This is a genomic window from Selenomonas ruminantium subsp. lactilytica TAM6421 (assembly GCF_000284095.1).
GTDB lineage: Bacteria > Bacillota > Negativicutes > Selenomonadales > Selenomonadaceae > Selenomonas_A > Selenomonas_A lactilytica.
In genome coordinates this window covers 2976641-2995337 of record NC_017068.1, presented here as the reverse complement: position 1 = coordinate 2995337, position 18697 = coordinate 2976641, and the positions used below count along the sequence as shown (strand labels likewise).

Below are 18697 nucleotides of genomic sequence, written 5' to 3'. Positions count from 1 at the left end.
GAAATAAGAGATTATTGACTGCATTGGTAGTGGGCGTTTGTATTTGCGGGGGGGGCAGACTCTGAGTCTGGTTCCTGCAGAGTGGAGCTATTCCATTGCCGAAGCCCGGACGAATTCTATGCAGGTCGGTGTGATGGAGCGGGAATTGAAGAAGCAGAAGAAACCGGGCGAATATGCTGAATTGAACCAGCGTTTGCATGAAGTCATTATGGGATTGGAGCGGCCCCGCAAGGAAGATAGGGTGCGTATCGCCGTGATTATAAATGGTGATGAGAACATGGTGGTGGAGGACAGGATTAAGAATCAGGTCTATAGCCGCCTGCGGGAGAAATTTCCCATTGATTATTTTGCCGTGTATAAGGGGACGGATATCAATAGCAAGTTGTTGCAGTATGCGGAAGATATATACTATGACCAACGGGAATATGCGACTACTCGAGACACAGAATATAATCATTCTAAGACGGATAGAGGTATTAATGCGAGTGTAAATGGATTAAAGAATATTTTTAAGACAGCTACTAATTCATCACATGCAGCAAATACAGCAACAACCATTGCAGGAACAAAAACGGGCAATCCTAGAAGATTTATTGGCAACGACACCGATGCAGATGGTGACTATGACAGTACTCAATATATTTCTGACACTAATGATGATACATATAATAGCAATATAAATAGTGATACGAATGGAACAGGGAATAGTAACAGTAATACAGACCATAAAGGTTGGGGCGCAAAAGTGGGAGTTGGTTTTGGTACAAGTACGGTTTCTGGTGATGAAAGCCGGGTAACTAAATCATCTAAGGTAGATATAGATGGTGTACCCGTAGGCAATAGGCCACGTGGTTTGGCTGATATGCGACGAATGGATTATGTGCGGGCTGGTCGTGAATGCAATTACGATTATGTGTTTGTGATGACTTTGAGTAACGGCAAAGGAAAGATTTACAATCATGATCTGCTCGTTACCAGCAGCAATACTGTAACCAAGAATGTATGGTTGAGGCTGCGTCTGGTGGATGTGAAGTCCGGCAATTATCTTTATCGCAATGATATTGCTGCCATGGGGAAGACGCATAATGGCTATATAAATGGCAAGGTATTGGAGCGCTCTGTGGCTAAGGCAGTGCAGGAAGCTATGGATGATATTAAGATAACGGAAAAATAAAACTCTAGGAAGCGGGGTGGGAGCATGAAGAAATGGTGCGGTGCTTTGAGTTTGGGGATAATGGCGCTGTGTTTGTATATGCCTTTGTCGGTGGAGGCTGCAGAGGAGCCGGAAGAAATTCTCAGTACCAGTACAAGTTCCAATGCAGACAAGAGTGAAACGGTTAAAGAAAATTTTAAATCCGATACCAGCAGTGCAGATGACTGGTTTAAAAAACAGGATGATGAAAATGAACCAGGCCCATTGGCAAGGCTTAGGCAAAAGAAAAAGGAACAAGAACAGAAAAGAATGCAGGCGGATAAAAAAGACCGCTATGTACTCCTGATGAACGACAACGGCTTTGCTTATTATCTGGACAGGCAGAATGCCAAGTGGAAAAAAATCCCGTACTCCGAATCGGAAGATATCCTCGATGTCTGGATTCGGCTGGTGAAGACGGATGACAGTGGGGAGTACAGCTACCCGCCCAAGTATTACTTGGAGCATTATTATCTGCGGCCGAAAAAACAGCAGGTGCAGTTCCTCAGTGAGCTGGAAGTGACGGGACGACCCAATAATGCCATCAAAGAGCGGGCGTATAGTGTGCGGAACTGGGAAAATCTGGTTCCGGGTTCTTTGGAGGATGAGATTTATCACAAGGTATTAAAGCAGATGAAGCAGTCTTCGGCTAAGAATTGGTTTAAGGGCAAGAGCCTGCGGGATGAAATTGAAGATAAATTGCGCATTTCTCTCTGAATTGGCAATAGAAAAAGGCTGGCGTGCTGCCAGCCTTTTTGCAGTGTGTGTATGTAAGAACGGGGTAAACGAATTAATGATGGAACAAGCGGATATGCGTCATAGCCATGGTCATATTGTACTTGTCGCAGGTGGCAATGACATTATCGTCACGGATGGAGCCGCCGGCCTGGGCGATGAAGCTTACGCCGCTCTTGCGGGCGCGCTCGATGTTGTCGCCGAAGGGGAAGAAGGCATCAGATCCTAAAGCCACGCCAGTCTGGGTGGCCAGCCATTCCTTCTTTTCCTCGCGCGTCAGCGGCGCTGGTTTTTCGGTGAAGAGGTGTTCCCAGTTGCCATCGGTCAGCAGATCTTCGCTTTCTTCGCCAACATAGACGTCAATGGCGTTGTCGCGATCCGGACGGCGCACTTCTTCTTTGAAGGGGAGGTTCATGACCTTGGGGCACTGGCGCAGATACCAGATATCTGCCTTGTTGCCGGCAAGGCGCGTGCAATGTACGCGGGACTGCTGGCCGGCACCGATGCCGATAGCCTGACCGTCTTTGGCATAGCAGACGGAGTTGGATTGGGTGTATTTCAGGGTAATCAGGGAAATCAGCAGGTCGCGTTTGGCGCTTTCCGGCAGTTCCTTGTTAGCCGTGGGAATTTCCGTCAGGCAATCTTCTGTGAGTTTGATATCATTGCGCTGCTGTTCAAAGGTGATGCCGAAGACCTGTTTCTGTTCCAGCGGTTCCGGCTGGTAGTTGGTATCCATCTGAATGACGAGATAGGTGCCCTTGCGTTTGGATTTGAGGATTTCCAAAGCTTCCGCGGAGTAGGAGGGAGCGATGATACCATCGGAAACTTCCCGCTTCAGGAAGCTGGCCGTCTGGGCATCACATTCGTCGGACAGAGCGACGAAATCGCCATAGGAAGACATGCGGTCAGCACCACGGGCACGGATATAGGCCGTGGCGATGGGGCTGAGTTCTACGCCTTCGACAAAATATGCTTTCTGCAAGGTTTCGGAAAGGGGGACGGCTACGGCGGCACCAGCCGGGCTGACATGCTTGAAGGAAGCGGCGGCGGGCAGGCCCGTGGCTTCTTTGAGTTCGCGTACCAGCTGCCAGCTGTTCAGGGCATCCAGCAGGTTGATATAACCCGGTTTGCCATTGAGTACCGTGAAGGGCAGGCCTTTTTCGCAGAAAACCTTGGCCGGTTTCTGATTGGGGTTGCAGCCGTATTTCAGTTCCATTTCCGTCATTGCAATTTCTCCTTTTCCTATACGAAAAAAGCCGACACGAATCCGGGTATCACCCAGACGGTCGGCTTTCCTTCCCTGTGCTCCCTGTGGTTATCCACTTCCGTCAGTCGCACAGCATCAACTACAACGAATTTAACACGAAATACGTCTGCTTGTCAAGGACATTTTTGTGCATATTCTAAGTCAGGAACTTCGTTACAAACTAAAAAATTAACTGTTAGATTTCCTCTTTTTATGGTATGATAGGGATTAGTGAGTTTTGTTTTTTCCTGCGGTCAGCAAATTGACGGCAGATTGCTTATAATTTCAAGGGGGAACTTCGATTATGCTTAAAAGTATTGCAGTCATGACCAGCGGCGGCGACAGCCCCGGAATGAATGCGGCAGCTCGTGCCGTTGTGCGCACGGCTCTTTATGAAGGGGTAAAAGTTTGGGGTATCCGCGACGGTTATCATGGTCTGCTGGAAGAAAATATGTTTGAGATGAAGTCCAAGGACGTGGGCGACATCATCCAGCGCGGTGGTACGTTCCTGGGAACGGCCCGCTGCAAACGCTGGAAGACGCCGGAAGGCCGCATGCTTGGCTACCAGCATCTGGTTGACCGCGGCATTCAGGGCCTCTGCGTTATCGGCGGTGACGGCTCCTTGCGCGGTGCTTCCCTGCTGTCCCAGGAAACGGGCATTCCCATCGTAGGTCTGCCGGGCACCATCGACAACGACGTTTGGGGTTCTGACTACACCATAGGCTGCGATACGGCTGCCAACACCATCATTGATGCCATCAACAAACTCCGTGATACGGCTTCTGCTCATCGCCGCGTCATCGTCATGGAAGTTATGGGCCGCAGCTCGGGCTGGCTGGCACTGGTTTCCGGTATTTCCGGCGGTGCAGAGTACATCCTCGTTCCGGAAGAACCCTTTGATCTCGATAAACTCTGCGACGATATGAAGAACGCTTATGCCGAAGGCAAGCGCTATATCCTTGTAGTAGTGGCTGAAGGTGCTGGCAATGCTCAGGAAATCGGTGATTTCATTGCCAAGAAGACGGAACTCGATACCCGTGTAACGGTTCTGGGCCATATCCAGCGTGGAGGTTCCCCGACGGTTATCGACCGCGTGCGTGCCAGCCAGTTGGGCGAGCAGGCTGCTCTGGCTCTGATTTCCGGCCTGTCCGATGTGGTATTCGGCTTCAGCAAGGGCCGTGTTGTCTCCATCGACCTGCACGATTCCGTAAACAACAAGAAGCAGCTTGATCCGGAATATCTGCACCTGGCAAAAGTGCTCTTCTAAATAAAAACTGAAAAAAAAATGAAAAAAAATGGCATTTTCACTTAAGGAGATGCCATTTTTTTCGATATATATGTTACAAGTGGTAAAGTACCGTGTGAAAAAATAGAATTTTAACAGAAAATATCTGATAATTGCATTTTTTCAGATGGTGCTGTATAATATCTTTACAGGGAGTTATGAGCAGGAATTTAACTCGTGTAAAAATCACCAGGAAGGAGATGACTTTTATGAAAAAGCTATGGAAGAAAATTGCCATGGCAGCCGTGGTTTGCGGGGCACTGAGTTTTATGCCCGGCAATTCCGAAGCCGCTGTAGCACAGGCTGAAAATCCATTCAATGTGGCGATTCCAGGCCAGGTACAGACTTATGATCTTAGTGTAGGTCTTGACAATTTGCCGACGGAAGAATTACTGACGCCGGCACAGCGCAGACGGATTGAATGGGAACGTCGCCGCCGTATGGAGATGGAGCGACGCCGTCGTCATTATCCGCCTCCACCGCCACCACGTCGGCACTATCCGCCTCCACCACCCAGGAGACATTGGTCTGTTGATACCAATACCAATATCAACAACGTATTCACTCTGCCGAGCGAAGTCTCCGCAACTGAATAAGTTTTAGTGGCAATGAAAAAGAGATGCTCTTTGACGGGAGCATCTCTTTTTAGTATGTCATTAAGGTTATTTCTTTACCAATTCTTTGGCCAGTTCTACGGCCTTGACTCCATCCGGGGCATAGGCGTCGGCACCGGCACTGTCGGCGTAGTCCTGGGTTACGGCGGCGCCGCCCACCATGACTTTGGCATCGCAGCCGGCTTCCTTGAGGTCGGCGATGACCTTGTCAATCTGTACCATGGTGGTGGTCATCAGGGCGCAGAGGCCGACGATATCGGCATTGTTTTCGATGGCAGCCTTGACGATTTCCGTGCTGTCCACGTCCTTGCCCAAATCGATGAGTTTGAACCCGCTGTTGGCCAGCAGGGCACCCGTTATGTTCTTGCCCAGATCGTGTACGTCACCTTTGACGGTGGCAATCACCACTGTACCTTGGTTCGGGGCGGCGGCGTTGGCGGGGGTCAGTTCCTTGAGCTTATTGAAGGCAGACCGCATGGTTTCGGCAGAGAGCAGGACCTGGGGCAGGAACATGCGGCCTGCGCCGAAGTCCACGCCGATATCCGTCATGGCGGCTGTCAGAGCCTGTTCGGTGATGGTGTTGGCTTCAAGACCGGATTTCAGGGCATTTTCCACCAGAGAGGGGATTTCGTCCTTTTCGCCGTCAATCACGGCCTGTTTGATGGCTTCCAACGGGGAAAGCTCCGTGACTTTTGCTGTGGCGGCTGCCTTGGGCACGGCCAGATTGGCCTCGTTCTTGCTGTAGGCTAGTCCGTTGGGATCATCACCGAGCAGGGCGGCGCTGGCCATCAGGGCCCTTTGCATGGCTTCATCATAGGGATTCATGATGGGGGCATCTAAACCGGCTGCTAAGCACATGGCAAAGAAGGTGCTGTTGATCAGCGGGCGGTTGGGCAGGCCAAAGGAGATATTGGAAAGCCCCATGGTGGTGGGATAGCCGAAGCGTTCCCGGTACATCTGCAGGGTGATGAGGACTTCATAGCAGGCATTTTTATCCGCGGATACGGTCATGACCAGCGCATCCAGCAGGAAATCCCCATCATCCAGGCCCTGTTCCTTGGCTGCGGCGATGATCTTATGCATTACGGCAATGCGTTCCTCGGCGGTCTTGGGGACACCATCCGGTGTGATGGGCAGGCAGAGGATAGCCGCGCCGTATTTTTTTGCTAAAGGCAGGAACTCGGCAATGCGTTCCGGTTCATAGCTGACGGAGTTTATAAGGGCACGGCCGGGATAGGCTTTGAGGCCGGCTTCCAGCGCTTTGGCATCGCTGGTATCGATGGACAGCGGGGCGTCGGTGAGCTGGGATATCTCGGTTACGGCCCGCTTCATGGCAGCGGCTTGGTCGATGCCGCCAACCCCCATATTGACATCCAGCAGATGGGCCCCGGCCTTGACCTGATTGACGGCTTCCTTCTTGACACCAAGCAGGGAGCCCTCCTTGATTTCGGCGGCCAGCTTCTTGCGGCCCGTGGGGTTGATGCGCTCGCCAATCAGGCGGGTGGGCAGGGATCTGTCAATGCAGACGGCCTTGCTGCGGCTGGTGAGCCAGAGTCTTTTGGCGGGCAGCCTGCGTTCCGGCAGGGGCAGGTCCTTTACGGCGTTAGCCAGTTCCCGGATATGTTCGGGGGTGGTGCCGCAGCAGCCGCCCAGATAGGAAGCCCCGGCTTCCAACAGCTTCACGCCCCACTTGCCGAAATCTTCCGGGCCCATGGGGAAGACGGTCTGTCCATCCTTGAGGTAGGGCATGCCGGCATTGGGCAGGACGCTGATGGGGCAGGTGCAGTTTTCGGCCAGGGTTTTGACGATGGGCACCAGTTCTTCCGGCCCCAGGGAGCAGTTGACACCGATGATGTCAGCGCCCATGGCATCCAGCAGGATGGCGGCAGACTGGGGATCGGTGCCCGTTACGGTACGGCCGTCTTCACTGTAGGAAAGCTGACAGATCACGGGAATATCACAGGCTGCTTTGGCGGCCAGCAGGGCGGCACGCATTTCCTGCAGGTCGATGCAGGTTTCAATGATCAGGAAATCAGCGCCTGCTTCCGCCAGGGCTGTTGCCTGGTCAAAGAAGTTCGTATAAGCATCATCGAAGGAGAGATCCCCTAACGGTTCGATAAAGCGGCCGGTGGGGCCCATGGAGCCGGCTACTTTGGCCCGTCCTTGGGCTGCTTCTTTGGCGATGGTGACAGCGGCTTTATTGAGTTCGGCCATGCGGTCAGTCAGGCCGTAATGTTCCAATTTCAGGGGGCTGGCGCCGAAGGTGTTGGTTTCGATAATGGTTGCACCGGCTTCGATATAAGCCCGATGAATGTTTTTAACCACTTCGGGATTTTCTACATTCATAAGCTCGGGACAGGCACCGGGCTGGAGGCCGCCGGCCTGTAACATGGTGCCCATGGCACCATCAAATATTTCGATTCTGCTCATACATTCATCTCCTGTTATCTCTTTCTGGACGGGCAGTTAACTTGGCTGCAGGCGGCGCAGCCCTTAGGGGCGTGCTGGATTTCCTTGTTTTCCTGTTTGCGGTAAAGGCCGATGATGGCGGTGACGCTTTTGCGGGGCACCAGCATCATGGAGGAGGACAGGCCAACTCCGATACTGGCAGCACTTGACAGCCGGATCAGTTCCGGCTGCTGCTCCAGTGGCCAGTCCCCATAGCCGGGGCTGAAGCGCCATTTCATTCCGAATCCCTTGGCGGCCATTTTTGGTGCCAGTGCTTTTTCCAGGCCATCGGCTACCTGTTCGACGGCAGCAGTGGCGGCCGCATCCAGCAGAACCGCCATGCTGTACTCACCGGCATTGAACCGGCGGGTTACATCTTCCTCGATATCGTCACCCACAGTAGCGGCCAACAGGATTACCTTTTCGCAGCCTGCCAGATGTTGGCCAATTTTTTCACCCTGGATTTTGCAGGGCGGCGAGGACTGGATCATTTGGGATTGGCAGTCATAATCGTAGATTTCCCAGACACTGCAGGGCTGGGCTAACAGCCTGGCGTCCTGACAGGCGGCGAGGATCTTTTCTTCCGCAAAATCCTGCGCTTTCTGCAGTCCTGCATAGCGGCGGGCTTCCTTGGCATCGATGGCCAGCAGGGGCGTATTGTAAATGGGCATCGGCTCACCTCCTAAAATTTTTTTGCCTGTTTCACGTGAAACAATGGCATTTTTTGTCATTTCATATTATTATATAGGTATGGTTTTTGGCAGGATGGTTTCCTGATGACAACTGTCCAAAAGAAAACCTGTAATGTAACAATTATACTTATTATAAAAGAGTTTTACAAGCATTACTGTAACCTATTGCACGATTTTCAGGAAAGTGGTGAAAAATTTGGCAAAGATTATTGCTGTTGCCAATCAGAAGGGCGGCGTGGGCAAAACCACAACGTCGGTAAATCTGGCAGCCTGTCTGGCCGCCAAAAAGAAGAAGGTTCTGTTGGTGGATTGCGATCCGCAGGGCAATGCCAGCAGTGGCTTTGGTGTTGATAAGTCAACCCTTCAGGGGAAGACCATCTATCAGGTATTGATTGACAATGTACCCGTCAGCGAAGTAATCCAAAAGACGGAATTCAAGGTGGATATCCTGCCGGCCAATATTGATCTGGCTGGTGCTGAGGTGGAGCTGGTGGCAGCTATTTCCCGGGAAACCAGGTTGAAGAAAGCCCTGGATGCTGTGCGGGATGATTACGATTACATCATCATCGACTGCCCGCCTTCTTTGGGGCTGCTTACGCTGAATTCCCTGACGGCGGCCGATTCGGTGCTGGTTCCCATTCAGTGTGAGTTCTATGCACTGGAGGGTGTGGCTCAGCTGATGCGGACGATTGAGCTGGTGCGCAGCAACCTCAATGCGGCGCTGAAGCTGGAAGGCGTGGTCATGACCATGTATGATTCCCGCACGAAGCTGGCCGAACAGGTGGTAGCAGAAGTGCGGAACAGCTTTGATGCCGTGGTTTACAAGACCATGATTCCCCGCAATGTGCGCCTGAGTGAAGCTCCTTCCTTCGGCCAGCCTATCATCTATTATGATAAGAAGTCCAAGGGCTCGGAGGAGTATATGAAGCTGGCGAAAGAGGTGATTGCTTGTGGCTAAGCAAGGCGGCCTGGGCAAAGGCCTGGGAGCGTTATTGGGCGGACCAAAGCCTGTCGGTGATGCATTGAGCGCAGAAAAGGCCCATAAGGTTGCCATCAGCATGATCCAGCCGAATCGTTATCAGCCCCGCACGGAGTTTGATGAGAGTGCCTTAGAGGAACTCAAGGATTCTGTCAAGGAATTTGGCGTACTGCAGCCGCTGCTGGTGCGCAAGATCGCCGATAAAAGCTATGAGCTGATTGCCGGGGAGCGGCGCCTGCGGGCGGCAAAACTGGCCGGCCTTACGGAAGTGCCGGTGGATATCCGGGAATTCAATAATGAAGAGATTGCTCAAATTGCCCTGATTGAAAATATCCAAAGGGAAAACCTGAATGCCATGGAAGAAGCCAAGGCTTATGATCGGCTGATGAAGGAATTCCGGCTCACCCAGGAAACTGTGGCGAAAAAGGTGGGGCGCAGCCGTTCCCATATTGCCAACTTCCTGCGGCTGCTGAACCTGGCTGACCAGGTGCAGGCATATGTGGCCAACGGGGCACTGTCCATGGGACAGGCCAAGCCCTTGCTGGCGCTGAATAACAAGGAGCTGCAGCTGGAAGCGGCCGATTACATTCAGAGCCGTGACCTTTCCGCCCGGCAGTCTGAACAGTTGGTGAAGAAGCTGCTGGAAAATCCGGATATGCTGCATGAGCAGAATGTGGGTACGCCATCGCAGGCAAAACCGGAACAGGATGTATTCGTAAGAGATGCCGTGGATAAGCTCACGGAGATGTTCGGTACCCAGGTGCGTATTCAGACCGGCAAGAAGAAAAGTAAGCTGGAAATCGAATTCTACTCGCCCGAGGATCTGGAGCGCATCATGAATACTATGCTGCAGAGACAGCAGAATGTGAAAGAGCAGAAAATGGCGGCATTGCGCCAGTTTTCACAGACAGGGAAATTCACGGTTTAAACAATAGGGGAGTTTTGGATCTTAGAATGAATATGAAATATTTTATGGAGTTCATGGCAGGTAATATGCCGTTCATTGTAGTCTTTATGGCCATCGTGATGGTTATCATGCTTTGCATCATGATCCGTCAGGCCTGGAATCTCAGCTATATGAAAAAGCGTTACCGCAAGATGATGAGCGGCGTGGATGGGGATAATCTGGAACGCCTGCTCATGGGGCATATCGATGAGGTTCGTCATGTGGTAGAGGAAAATCAGCGTATCGATGCGGAAAACCGCCGCATGGATGAACTGCTGAATCTGGCCGTAACCCGGGTGGGGATGGTTCGCTTCCGTGCCTTCGAGGATATGGGCAGCGACCTGAGTTATGCGGTGGCCCTGCTGGATGCCCATAACAATGGCGTGGTGCTCTCCAGCATCTTTGGCCGGGAGGATTCCCGCAGCTATGCCAAACCCATTGAGGATGGGAAATCCACCTATCCCATGACGAAGGAAGAAGAACAGGCTTTGCATGAAGCAATGGGCAAAGCCATGTAATGTATCTTTATCTTTTGGAAAGGAAGTTCTGAATGTCAGCAGAAAAAGAAACAAAACAAACTGCTGAGGAGTATACGATAAAATTTATCCCTCCACAGGGGGGCGATGTGAAAACCATCCGCCTGCCCAAGCTTTTATTGAAATATGGTGTGGCTTCACTGTTGATAGGGGCGCTGCTATTCGTAGGCGCTTTCAGCTATGCGGTGTATTCCACCTTCCTGAATCGCAACGGCGCAGCTGAGATCGAGGATTTGCGCCAGGTCAACAGCATCCAGCAGGAACAGCTCCTGCAGTTGTCCAAGAAGGCCAACAGCCTGCAGGAAGAAATGAATCAGCTCAAGAAGCTGGAAGAGGATATCCGCCGTTTGTCCGGGGCGCAGCCCATGCAGGATGATAAGGCCAAGGATGCCAATAATGGCGGCGGTGATGCTGCTGTGGATCCGGCCACCCATAACGGTCAGGGCGGTCCCCTGACATCTCCCACCGTGCAGAATGTCAGTGATACGCTGGTCTTGGTGGAGCAGGGGCTGGCTCAGCGCCGGGAATCCCTGACGGCCTTGAAGGAAGAGCTCAGCAAACGTCAGGAAAGCCTGGGACTTGCCGCTGATCTTTCCCTGCCGGGAGGCACGACACCGGCTATCTGGCCCGCCCGTGGTGTGGTCAGCTCGCCTTACGGCCTGCGCTGGAACGGTTCGGACTTCCATCCGGGCATCGATATTGCCAACGATATGGGCACACCGATCTTAGCCACGGCTGATGGTGTTGTCCGGGTGGCCGGCTGGAACGATGGCGGCTACGGTAATATGGTGGACATCGACCATGGCAACGGCATCATGACCCGTTACGGCCATGCCATGCAGGTGGCGGTCACTGCCGGTCAGCATGTGCGCCGCGGCCAGGTCATCGCCTATATGGGCAGCACGGGCTTCTCCACTGGCCCCCATGTGCATTATGAAGTGCGCATCAATGGTCAGGCCGTGAACCCGTCAGCCTACCTGCATTAAGGGATCGGTTAAGTATTATGTATACTTGATGATTATTGACGGCCTGCGGAGATGGTTATGTATTCCTGTATACCGTAAAAAAATACATAACATAACAAAAGCATTATAATGTGAAAAGCTTTATGCACTTCCGTGCATAGGGCTTTTTTATTGCCTTCTTAACTATAACTTATCTGTAGCAGTGTAAATGGTTCGTTTTATAAATATTCAATGTGATGTAAAAAAATACATCTATAGCAAATATAATACCTCATTTTATGGGGGTTATGGTGGTCATAAATGCATAAATTTTTGTTTTCTCCTTATTGACATAGGTTTACAACATTCTTATAATATAAATTACGTTGTAACGAAAATACATCGGGTAAAGACAAACGTGTGATATTTTGTATACATTCGCAAAGGAGCGACAGTTATGTGCAGAATTGGTTCGATTAAGAGCAAGGTGCCTATCCAGCCCTCCAAGGCGTTGCATTTGATGCTGCCTCAGCAGGAAGGTCACGATAATTCGGGCTTTGCCATGGTAATGCAGGATCTCTATGGTATATTCTCCGATTATAAGGATAAGCCATTGCTTTCCCTGGCTTGCACCCAGCGCGGCGCACAGCTGGTGGAAGAATATATGGATGCCCATAACTTCGTGCCGCTGGCAGAATGGATTCCTGTCCCGGACAAGCGTCCCGGCCTTGATATCAAGGCTATGCCTTATTACATCTTCCGCAACTACGATTATCCGGAAGAAGCCAGCCATATGACTAAGGAAGAAAAGGAAAATCTCCTGCTGGATACCAGATTGGCTCTGCGCAAGATCCTCACGGAAAACAATGCCGGCTTTGTTTATTCCTTCTGGCCCGATGTGCTGACCTTGAAGGAAATCGGCGATCCTGCGGACATCGCCACCTACTTCCATCTCTGGGATGATAATGGCTGCCTTGTGGCTAAGTCCATCGTGGCCCAGTGCCGTCAGAACACCAACTACGACATCGTGCGCTATGCAGCCCATCCGTTCTTCCTGCAGGGTTATACCCTTTGCGCTAATGGTGAGAATACCTTCTATACAAAGAACAAGGAATTCCAGTCCTCCCTGCACCGCGGTTATATCGGTTTTGAATCCGATTCCCAGTGCTTCCTGAATACCCTTCATTATGTTCATCATGAACTCAAATGGCCGCTTACTTACTATAAACATGTAATCACGCCGCTGCCCTTTGAGGAATGTGAACAGCGCGAAGATAAGGACGTATTGGTGGCTATCCGCCAGTCCCTGGCCAATCTGGAAATCAACGGGCCGAATACGATTATCGGTGTGCTGCCGGATTGCCGCATGATCACCTGCTGCGATTCCAAGAAGCTCCGCCCGGTAGTGGTGGGGCGCGATGAGAACATGGTGGCCATTTCTTCGGAGGTCTGCGGCATCAACGAGATCATGCCCAACCGTGACCAGAGCCAGGATATCTATCCCAATGAAAGAGAGATCGTGGTCATTGACAATGACTTGGAGGTACAGAGATGGAAGCAGTAAAAACACAGGAAATCGGCGTCAATGACCTGCCGTGGAAAATCGAATATCATGCAGACCGCTGTACCATGTGCGGCAGCTGCGTGGCCGGCTGTTCCTTCAAGGCCATCAAGGTAGAGGTACAGAAGCAGTCCCTGACGGTTTCTGAGGGCAGCCAGCCTGAACCGAAGCATACCCATGTGGCTCGCCCCATTATCAAGCAGGTGGCCAGCCTGACGGATTTCTGCCGTGGCTGCGGCATGTGCGAGAAAATCTGCCCGAACAATGCCATCCGTCCGGTGCGGAATCCGGATTCCCGCCGCACGCTGCTGGCTAAGGACAACGGCCCCATCAAGCGCGGTGGCCGTACCAACCTCAATGCTCAGCGCACGCTGGACAGCATCGTGGTGGGGCGTATCTCTCAGATGACTGACCCGTCTCTGGATGCTGCCCGTCATACCTTCGATATCCGCGCGCCTTTTGGCCGCGTTCTGCCGGCAAAAGACCTGCCCTTCGAAATCAAGGACGGCAAGCTGGTGCAGAAGACCAAGACGCCGCCGGTGGATTGGATCTATCCGCTGATCTTCTCCGATATGTCCATCGGTGCCCTGTCCACCCGTGCCTGGGAAGCTGTAGCCCTGGCTGTAGGCTATCTCAACGAGAAATGCGGCCTGCCCGTGCGCATGAGCTCCGGCGAAGGCGGTATGCCCGTTAAACTTTTGGAATCCGATTATCTCAAATATTTCATCATTCAGATTGCATCCGGTCATTTCGGCTGGAACCGTATCATCAAGGCTATGCCCCATATGGTAACGGATCCCGCTGGTATCCTGATCAAGATCGGTCAGGGTGCAAAACCCGGCGACGGCGGTCTGCTGCCCAGCGCCAAGGTAGCCGAACACGTTCAGGCTATCCGCGGTGTTCCAAAGGCTACGCTGGCTTCTCCGCCGAACCATCAGGGCCTCTATTCTATTGAAGAATCCGTGCAGAAGATGCACCTTTCCATGAATGCGGCCTTCGGCTTCCGGGTGCCGGTTGCCATCAAGTGCGCGGCTTCCGCCACTTCCGTATCCGTATACAACAACCTCCTGCGCGATCCTTATAAGATCTGCGGTGGTTTCTTCATCGATGGTATCCAGGGCGGTACCGGTGCAGCCAACGAGGTTTCCCTTGACCATACGGGGCATCCTGTTGTTTCCAAGATCCGCGACTGCTATCTGGCAGCCGTCAAGCAGGGCCTGCAGGGCCAGATTCCTCTCTACGGCGGCGGCGGTATCGGCATGACCGGCAATGCGGCAGCCGATGCCTTCAAGCTCATGTGCCTGGGTGCCAACGGCGTATTCGTCGGCAAGGTTCTCATTCAGCTCTTGGGCTGCGTGGGCAACGAACAGGGCCGCTGCAACTCCTGCAACACGGGCAAGTGCCCCATGGGCATCTGCACCCAGGATCCGCGCCTCGTGAAGCGTCTGGACATCGACAAAGGCGCCCAGAAGATCGTGGATTATGTGCTGGCCTTCGACTCCGAGCTCAAGAAGCTCATGGCGCCTATCGGCAACAGCTCGCTGCCTATCGGCCGCAGCGATGCGCTGGTTTCCACGGACAAGGCCGTGGCCGACCAGCTGAGCATTCAGTATGTATGTTAAGTAGGGGGATAGCGTAATGTTCAAGATCGATACAATGAAAGGACATGACCGTATGTCCACCCAGGACCTGCTGCTGGCCATCGAAGAGGCTGTGCGTCAGGGCGAAACGGAATTTGAGGTAGCTGCATCCGGGCAGCATGATATCGGCGGCCCGCTGTGGCATCCGGAAGGGAAGACCCTTCATTTCCATGTGACCAATGCTGGTCAGCGCGTGGGTTCCATGTGCCTGCCGGGTACGGAAATCGTGGTAGATGGGGCAACCTCTGCTGACGTGGGCTGGCTCAACGCCGGCGGTATCATCACCGTCAAGGGCGATGCCGGCGATACGGCAGGTCACTGCTCCTCCGGCGGCAAGATCTTCATCGGCGGCCGCAGCGGTACCCGTACCGGCTCCCTGATGAAGCATGACCCCCTTTATGAAGAGCCGGAACTCTGGATTCTCAAGAACACGGGTTCCTTTTCCTTCGAATTCATGGGCGGCGGCCGTGCCGTGGTCTGCGGCTATGACAGTGCTCAGTTCGCTTCCGTGCTGGGCGAGCGTGCCTGCGTCGGCATGGTAGGCGGTGTCGTTTATGTCCGTGGCAACGTGGATGATTTCCCCTCGGATATCAAATGCCTGCCGCTGGATGATGAGGATATTGATTTCCTGAACAACGGCATGGATGACTTCCTGGCCCATATCGACCAGCAGAGTCTGAAGGCGGAACTGACGAACTGGAGTGAATGGCAGAAGCTCACGCCGCTGACCTTTGCAGAGAAGGCAGCCAAGGGCAACAACAAGCCGTCCATGCAGGCTTTCCGCATGAATGACTGGGTAAAGGGCGGCATCTTCTCCGACGTTGCCCATGATGATTTCGCTGTGCATAACACCCTGTCCACAGGGCTCTATCGCCTGCGCGTACCCAGCTGGGACAATGCGAAATTCGCCGCACCCTGCGAATTCAACTGCCCCACGGGCATTCCGACCCAGCGCCGCTTTGATCTGATTCGTCAGGGCAAGCTCGACGAAGCTTTCCAGCTGGAGCTGGATTACACGCCCTTCCCAGGTTCGGTCTGCGGCTCTGTCTGCCCGAACCCCTGTATGGATGGCTGTACCCGTGGCAGCATCGACCAGCCCATCCAGATCGGCGACCTGGGCTATCGCTCCGCCTTCCTGACGGTGCCGAAGCCGGAAGTGCAGACGGGCAAGAAAATCGCCGTTATCGGCGGCGGTGTAGCCGGTCTGTCCGCAGCCTGGCAGCTGGCCCGCAAAGGCCACAGCGTGACGGTCTATGATGAGGCTGAGCATATCGGTGGTAAGCTGGAACAGGTTATCCCCCGGGGCCGCCTGTCCCATGAACTGCTGGAAGCAGAACTCAAACGCATTGAAAGCGTTGGGGTGAAATTCGTATCCGCCTGCAAGGTGGATAAAGATAAATTCGCACAGCTGCGCGGCGAAAATGACGCCGTTATCGTGGCTACGGGCGGTACTAAGTCCCGCTTCTTCCCCTGGGAAGGGGCAGAGCGCCTGACCATGGGCCTCGAATACCTCAAGGCCATCAACCGCGGCGAGAAGCCGAAGACCGGCAAGCATGTAGTGGTCATCGGTGCCGGTAACTCCGGTATGGATACCTGCCGCGGCGCTTACGAGATGGGCGCAGAAACGGTAGTGGCTGTGGACGTGCAGAAACCGGCCGCCTTCAAGGAAGAGATCGACTATGTGGAAGGTCTCGGCGGCAAGCTGGTATGGCCGTTCTTCACCAATAAGATCACGGCTGAGGGCGTATACGCCAATGATGGCACCTTCATCCCCGCCGATCAGGTTATCGTTTCCATCGGTGAAGAACCGGTGCTGGATTTCCTGCCGGAAGATGAGGGCATCGAATTCTTCCGCAAGAGCTGGCTGGTGCCCAAGGCTGACCAGTCCATTGCCAAGGGGGTATTCACCGCCGGCGATACCATCAAGCCGGGGCGCCTGACGGATGCCATCGGCAGCGGCCGCAAGGCAGCTCACTATGTGGATCAGTATGTGATGGGCAAGGAAGTTAAGCCCTTCCCGCAGAAGGCCCAGATCCCGGCCGAGCGCCTGTCCAAGGCATACTTTGACAAATGCCATCACTGCCTGCTGGGGGATCCTGTGGATGACCATGCACGCTGCGTAAGCTGCGGTACCTGCCGTGACTGTAAGATGTGTCTGGAATCCTGCCCGGAAAAGGCCATCACCCGCGTTGAGAAGGAAGATGGCAGCTGGGAATACGTATCCGATCCCGATAAGTGCATCGGTTGCGGCATCTGCGCCGGTGTTTGCCCCTGCGGTGTCTGGAGCATCGAAGACAACCCGGAACCCATCAAGATGTATTCAACTGGTGCAAAAGCATAAAAATATATTGTTGCACGTGAAACAACGCCCGGCAGGCGATAAGCTTGCCGGGCGTTGTTGTTTCACGTGCAACATGTTTTAACAATGTTGACCGGAATTTTTGCGGTCGTAGAAATACCAGGTGACGATAACGGTACTGATGGTAAAGGCGATCAGGATGTAGAAAGCTGGGGTTACATCCTGATAATTGCTGTAGGCCCAGCCGAAGATCTTGGGAATCAGGAAGGCGCCATAGGCGGCAATGGCAGCGGTAAAGCCTGTAACCAAAGAGGAGTGGAAGGGATTATTGAAGATATAGGGAATCATGCGGAAGGAAGCACCGTTGACAAAACCGGTGGTCAGGAACAGCAGCAGGAAGGAACCAAAGAACATTGCGAAGTTATGCGCTTGGATGCCCAGCATGGTTACAAGGCTGGCTGCCAGCATCACGAATAGGGAGAGAAGCGTGACGCGGGAACCGCTGTCGAGTTTATCGGCCAGCCAGCCTCCCAGCGGCCGTACGCTGGCGCCGATAAAGGGACCAAGGAAGGCCGCCATGGAGAAGGAAACCTCGGGGAATTCCTTGGATACCAGCAAGCCTAAAGCGGCAGAAAAGCCGATAAAGGAACCGAAGCCGCAGGTGTAGATCCAGCACATCAGCCAGGTGTGTTTGTTGCCGAAGATGGATAATACGCTCTTAGGGCTTTGTTTGGGCAGGGGCAGATTATCCATAAACATACAGATAAGTACAAGTGTGATCAATGTGGGGATAGCCCAGAAATAGCAGACATTCTGCAGGTAGAGAGTCGAACCCGCGGCGGTGGGCAGACCGGCACCGAAAAGGCCGGACAAGTTCCAGCCCAGCAGTAGGGGGGCTGTCAGGTAGATCAGGGATACGCCCAGATTGCCCACGCCTGCGTTGATGCCCAGGGCCAACCCTTTATTTGCCTTGGGGTAGAAAAAGCCGATATTGGCCATGGAGGCGGAGAAATTGGCGCCGGCTATGCCGATAAAGGATACGAGGAGCACAAAGGTCTCATAGGAGGTGCTTGTATCCTGCAGGGCATTGCCCAGGCCCATGATTGGCAGCAATAACAGGGCCGTGGTCAGCAATGTTGAGGTCTTGCCTCCGAGCAGGCCAGGCAGATAGGTGTAGAACAGGCGCCCCGTGGCACCAACAAGCCCCGGCAGGGCGGCCAGCGTGAAGATCTGCTCATCTGTGAAGTGGAAGCCCACGGTGTTGAGCTGGGCGGCAATGGTGGCCCATAAGGTCCAGACCACAAAGGATAAAACTAAAGCCCAGGTGGAGACAGCCAGATTCTGGTTGGCAATCTTTTTGCCGTATGTCTCCCAAAATATCTTGTTTTCCGGCTCCCAATGCTGCAAGATTTCCCGGCGGGAGGGATTTTCGCCGAGGACAGCGAAGTCTTTGCTTGTTGACATTTGTTCATCATCCATCCTTATTATCACATTGTTATTGATTTGTATTAAGTATAATTGAAATATATCAATATGTAAGTAACAAACCTCACGGAAAACGTAACAAATCTCACAGTTAG

At 53.1% G+C, this 18697-nt stretch carries 15 protein-coding genes and 1 riboswitch; of the genes, 11 read left to right on the top strand and 4 right to left on the bottom strand.

The annotated features are described in order from the left end of the window. Window positions 1-133 precede the first annotated feature (133 nt). Window positions 134-1174, top strand: coding sequence for a hypothetical protein (locus tag SELR_RS14370; protein ID WP_158645823.1), 1041 nt, complete (start codon window positions 134-136; stop codon window positions 1172-1174). A 24-nt stretch (window positions 1175-1198) separates the two neighbouring features. Beyond that, the gene (locus SELR_RS14365) at window positions 1199-1909 is read left to right on the top strand and encodes a polysaccharide deacetylase family protein (RefSeq protein ID WP_014425941.1); all 711 of its coding nucleotides are present in this window, start codon (window positions 1199-1201) and stop codon (window positions 1907-1909) included. Between the two features lie 73 nt (window positions 1910-1982). Here SELR_RS14365 and SELR_RS14360 read toward each other — a convergent pair whose 3' ends face one another. Beyond that, window positions 1983-3152 (bottom strand): phosphoribosylaminoimidazolecarboxamide formyltransferase, encoded by a 1170-nt coding sequence (locus SELR_RS14360; protein WP_014425940.1) that lies wholly within the window; start codon window positions 3150-3152, stop codon window positions 1983-1985. 44 nt (window positions 3153-3196) lie between these two features. Continuing rightward, a riboswitch (ZMP/ZTP riboswitch) is annotated at window positions 3197-3273 on the bottom strand. 204 nt (window positions 3274-3477) lie between these two features. On the opposite strand from SELR_RS14360, the gene pfkA reads away from it, so the two are divergent. Then, window positions 3478-4440, top strand: a complete 963-nt coding sequence (pfkA, locus tag SELR_RS14355; RefSeq protein WP_014425939.1) for a 6-phosphofructokinase — start codon at window positions 3478-3480, stop codon at window positions 4438-4440. Window positions 4441-4667: 227 nt separating this feature from the next. Beyond that, the gene (locus tag SELR_RS14350) at window positions 4668-5054 is read left to right on the top strand and encodes a hypothetical protein (protein ID WP_014425938.1); all 387 of its coding nucleotides are present in this window, start codon (window positions 4668-4670) and stop codon (window positions 5052-5054) included. A gap of 66 nt (window positions 5055-5120) precedes the next feature. On the opposite strand, the gene SELR_RS14345 is transcribed toward SELR_RS14350, so the two are convergent. Then, complete coding sequence (locus tag SELR_RS14345; RefSeq protein ID WP_014425937.1) at window positions 5121-7502, bottom strand: homocysteine S-methyltransferase family protein; 2382 nt, start codon at window positions 7500-7502, stop codon at window positions 5121-5123. Between the two features lie 14 nt (window positions 7503-7516). Then, window positions 7517-8191: a 5-methyltetrahydrofolate--homocysteine methyltransferase gene (locus SELR_RS14340; protein ID WP_014425936.1), complete on the bottom strand. Its 675-nt coding sequence runs from the start codon at window positions 8189-8191 to the stop codon at window positions 7517-7519. A gap of 208 nt (window positions 8192-8399) precedes the next feature. Between SELR_RS14340 and SELR_RS14335 the strand changes: the two genes are divergently transcribed. The 7 genes from SELR_RS14335 to SELR_RS14305 all read left to right on the top strand — a co-directional run bounded on the left by SELR_RS14335 (window position 8400) and on the right by SELR_RS14305 (window position 17159). Continuing rightward, window positions 8400-9170 (top strand): ParA family protein, encoded by a 771-nt coding sequence (locus SELR_RS14335; RefSeq protein WP_014425935.1) that lies wholly within the window; start codon window positions 8400-8402, stop codon window positions 9168-9170. Continuing rightward, window positions 9163-10119, top strand: a complete 957-nt coding sequence (locus SELR_RS14330) for a ParB/RepB/Spo0J family partition protein (RefSeq protein ID WP_014425934.1) — start codon at window positions 9163-9165, stop codon at window positions 10117-10119. Before SELR_RS14335 ends, SELR_RS14330 begins: the two co-directional genes overlap by 8 nt. Before the next feature lie 26 nt (window positions 10120-10145). Beyond that, on the top strand, window positions 10146-10655 hold the full coding sequence (locus SELR_RS14325; RefSeq protein WP_041914456.1) for a DUF4446 family protein: 510 nt from the start codon (window positions 10146-10148) through the stop codon (window positions 10653-10655). Between the two features lie 32 nt (window positions 10656-10687). After that, a complete protein-coding gene (locus SELR_RS14320; protein WP_014425932.1) occupies window positions 10688-11659 on the top strand; it encodes a M23 family metallopeptidase in 972 nt (323 codons plus the stop codon). Window positions 11660-12074: 415 nt separating this feature from the next. Beyond that, complete coding sequence (locus tag SELR_RS14315; RefSeq protein WP_014425931.1) at window positions 12075-13181, top strand: class II glutamine amidotransferase domain-containing protein; 1107 nt, start codon at window positions 12075-12077, stop codon at window positions 13179-13181. Beyond that, window positions 13169-14800: a glutamate synthase-related protein gene (locus tag SELR_RS14310; protein WP_014425930.1), complete on the top strand. Its 1632-nt coding sequence runs from the start codon at window positions 13169-13171 to the stop codon at window positions 14798-14800. Before SELR_RS14315 ends, SELR_RS14310 begins: the two co-directional genes overlap by 13 nt. A gap of 16 nt (window positions 14801-14816) precedes the next feature. Next, on the top strand, window positions 14817-17159 hold the full coding sequence (locus SELR_RS14305; protein ID WP_014425929.1) for an FAD-dependent oxidoreductase: 2343 nt from the start codon (window positions 14817-14819) through the stop codon (window positions 17157-17159). Window positions 17160-17237: 78 nt separating this feature from the next. On the opposite strand, the gene SELR_RS14300 is transcribed toward SELR_RS14305, so the two are convergent. Beyond that, complete coding sequence (locus SELR_RS14300; protein WP_014425928.1) at window positions 17238-18581, bottom strand: MFS transporter; 1344 nt, start codon at window positions 18579-18581, stop codon at window positions 17238-17240. Between the last annotated feature and the right edge of the window lie 116 nt (window positions 18582-18697).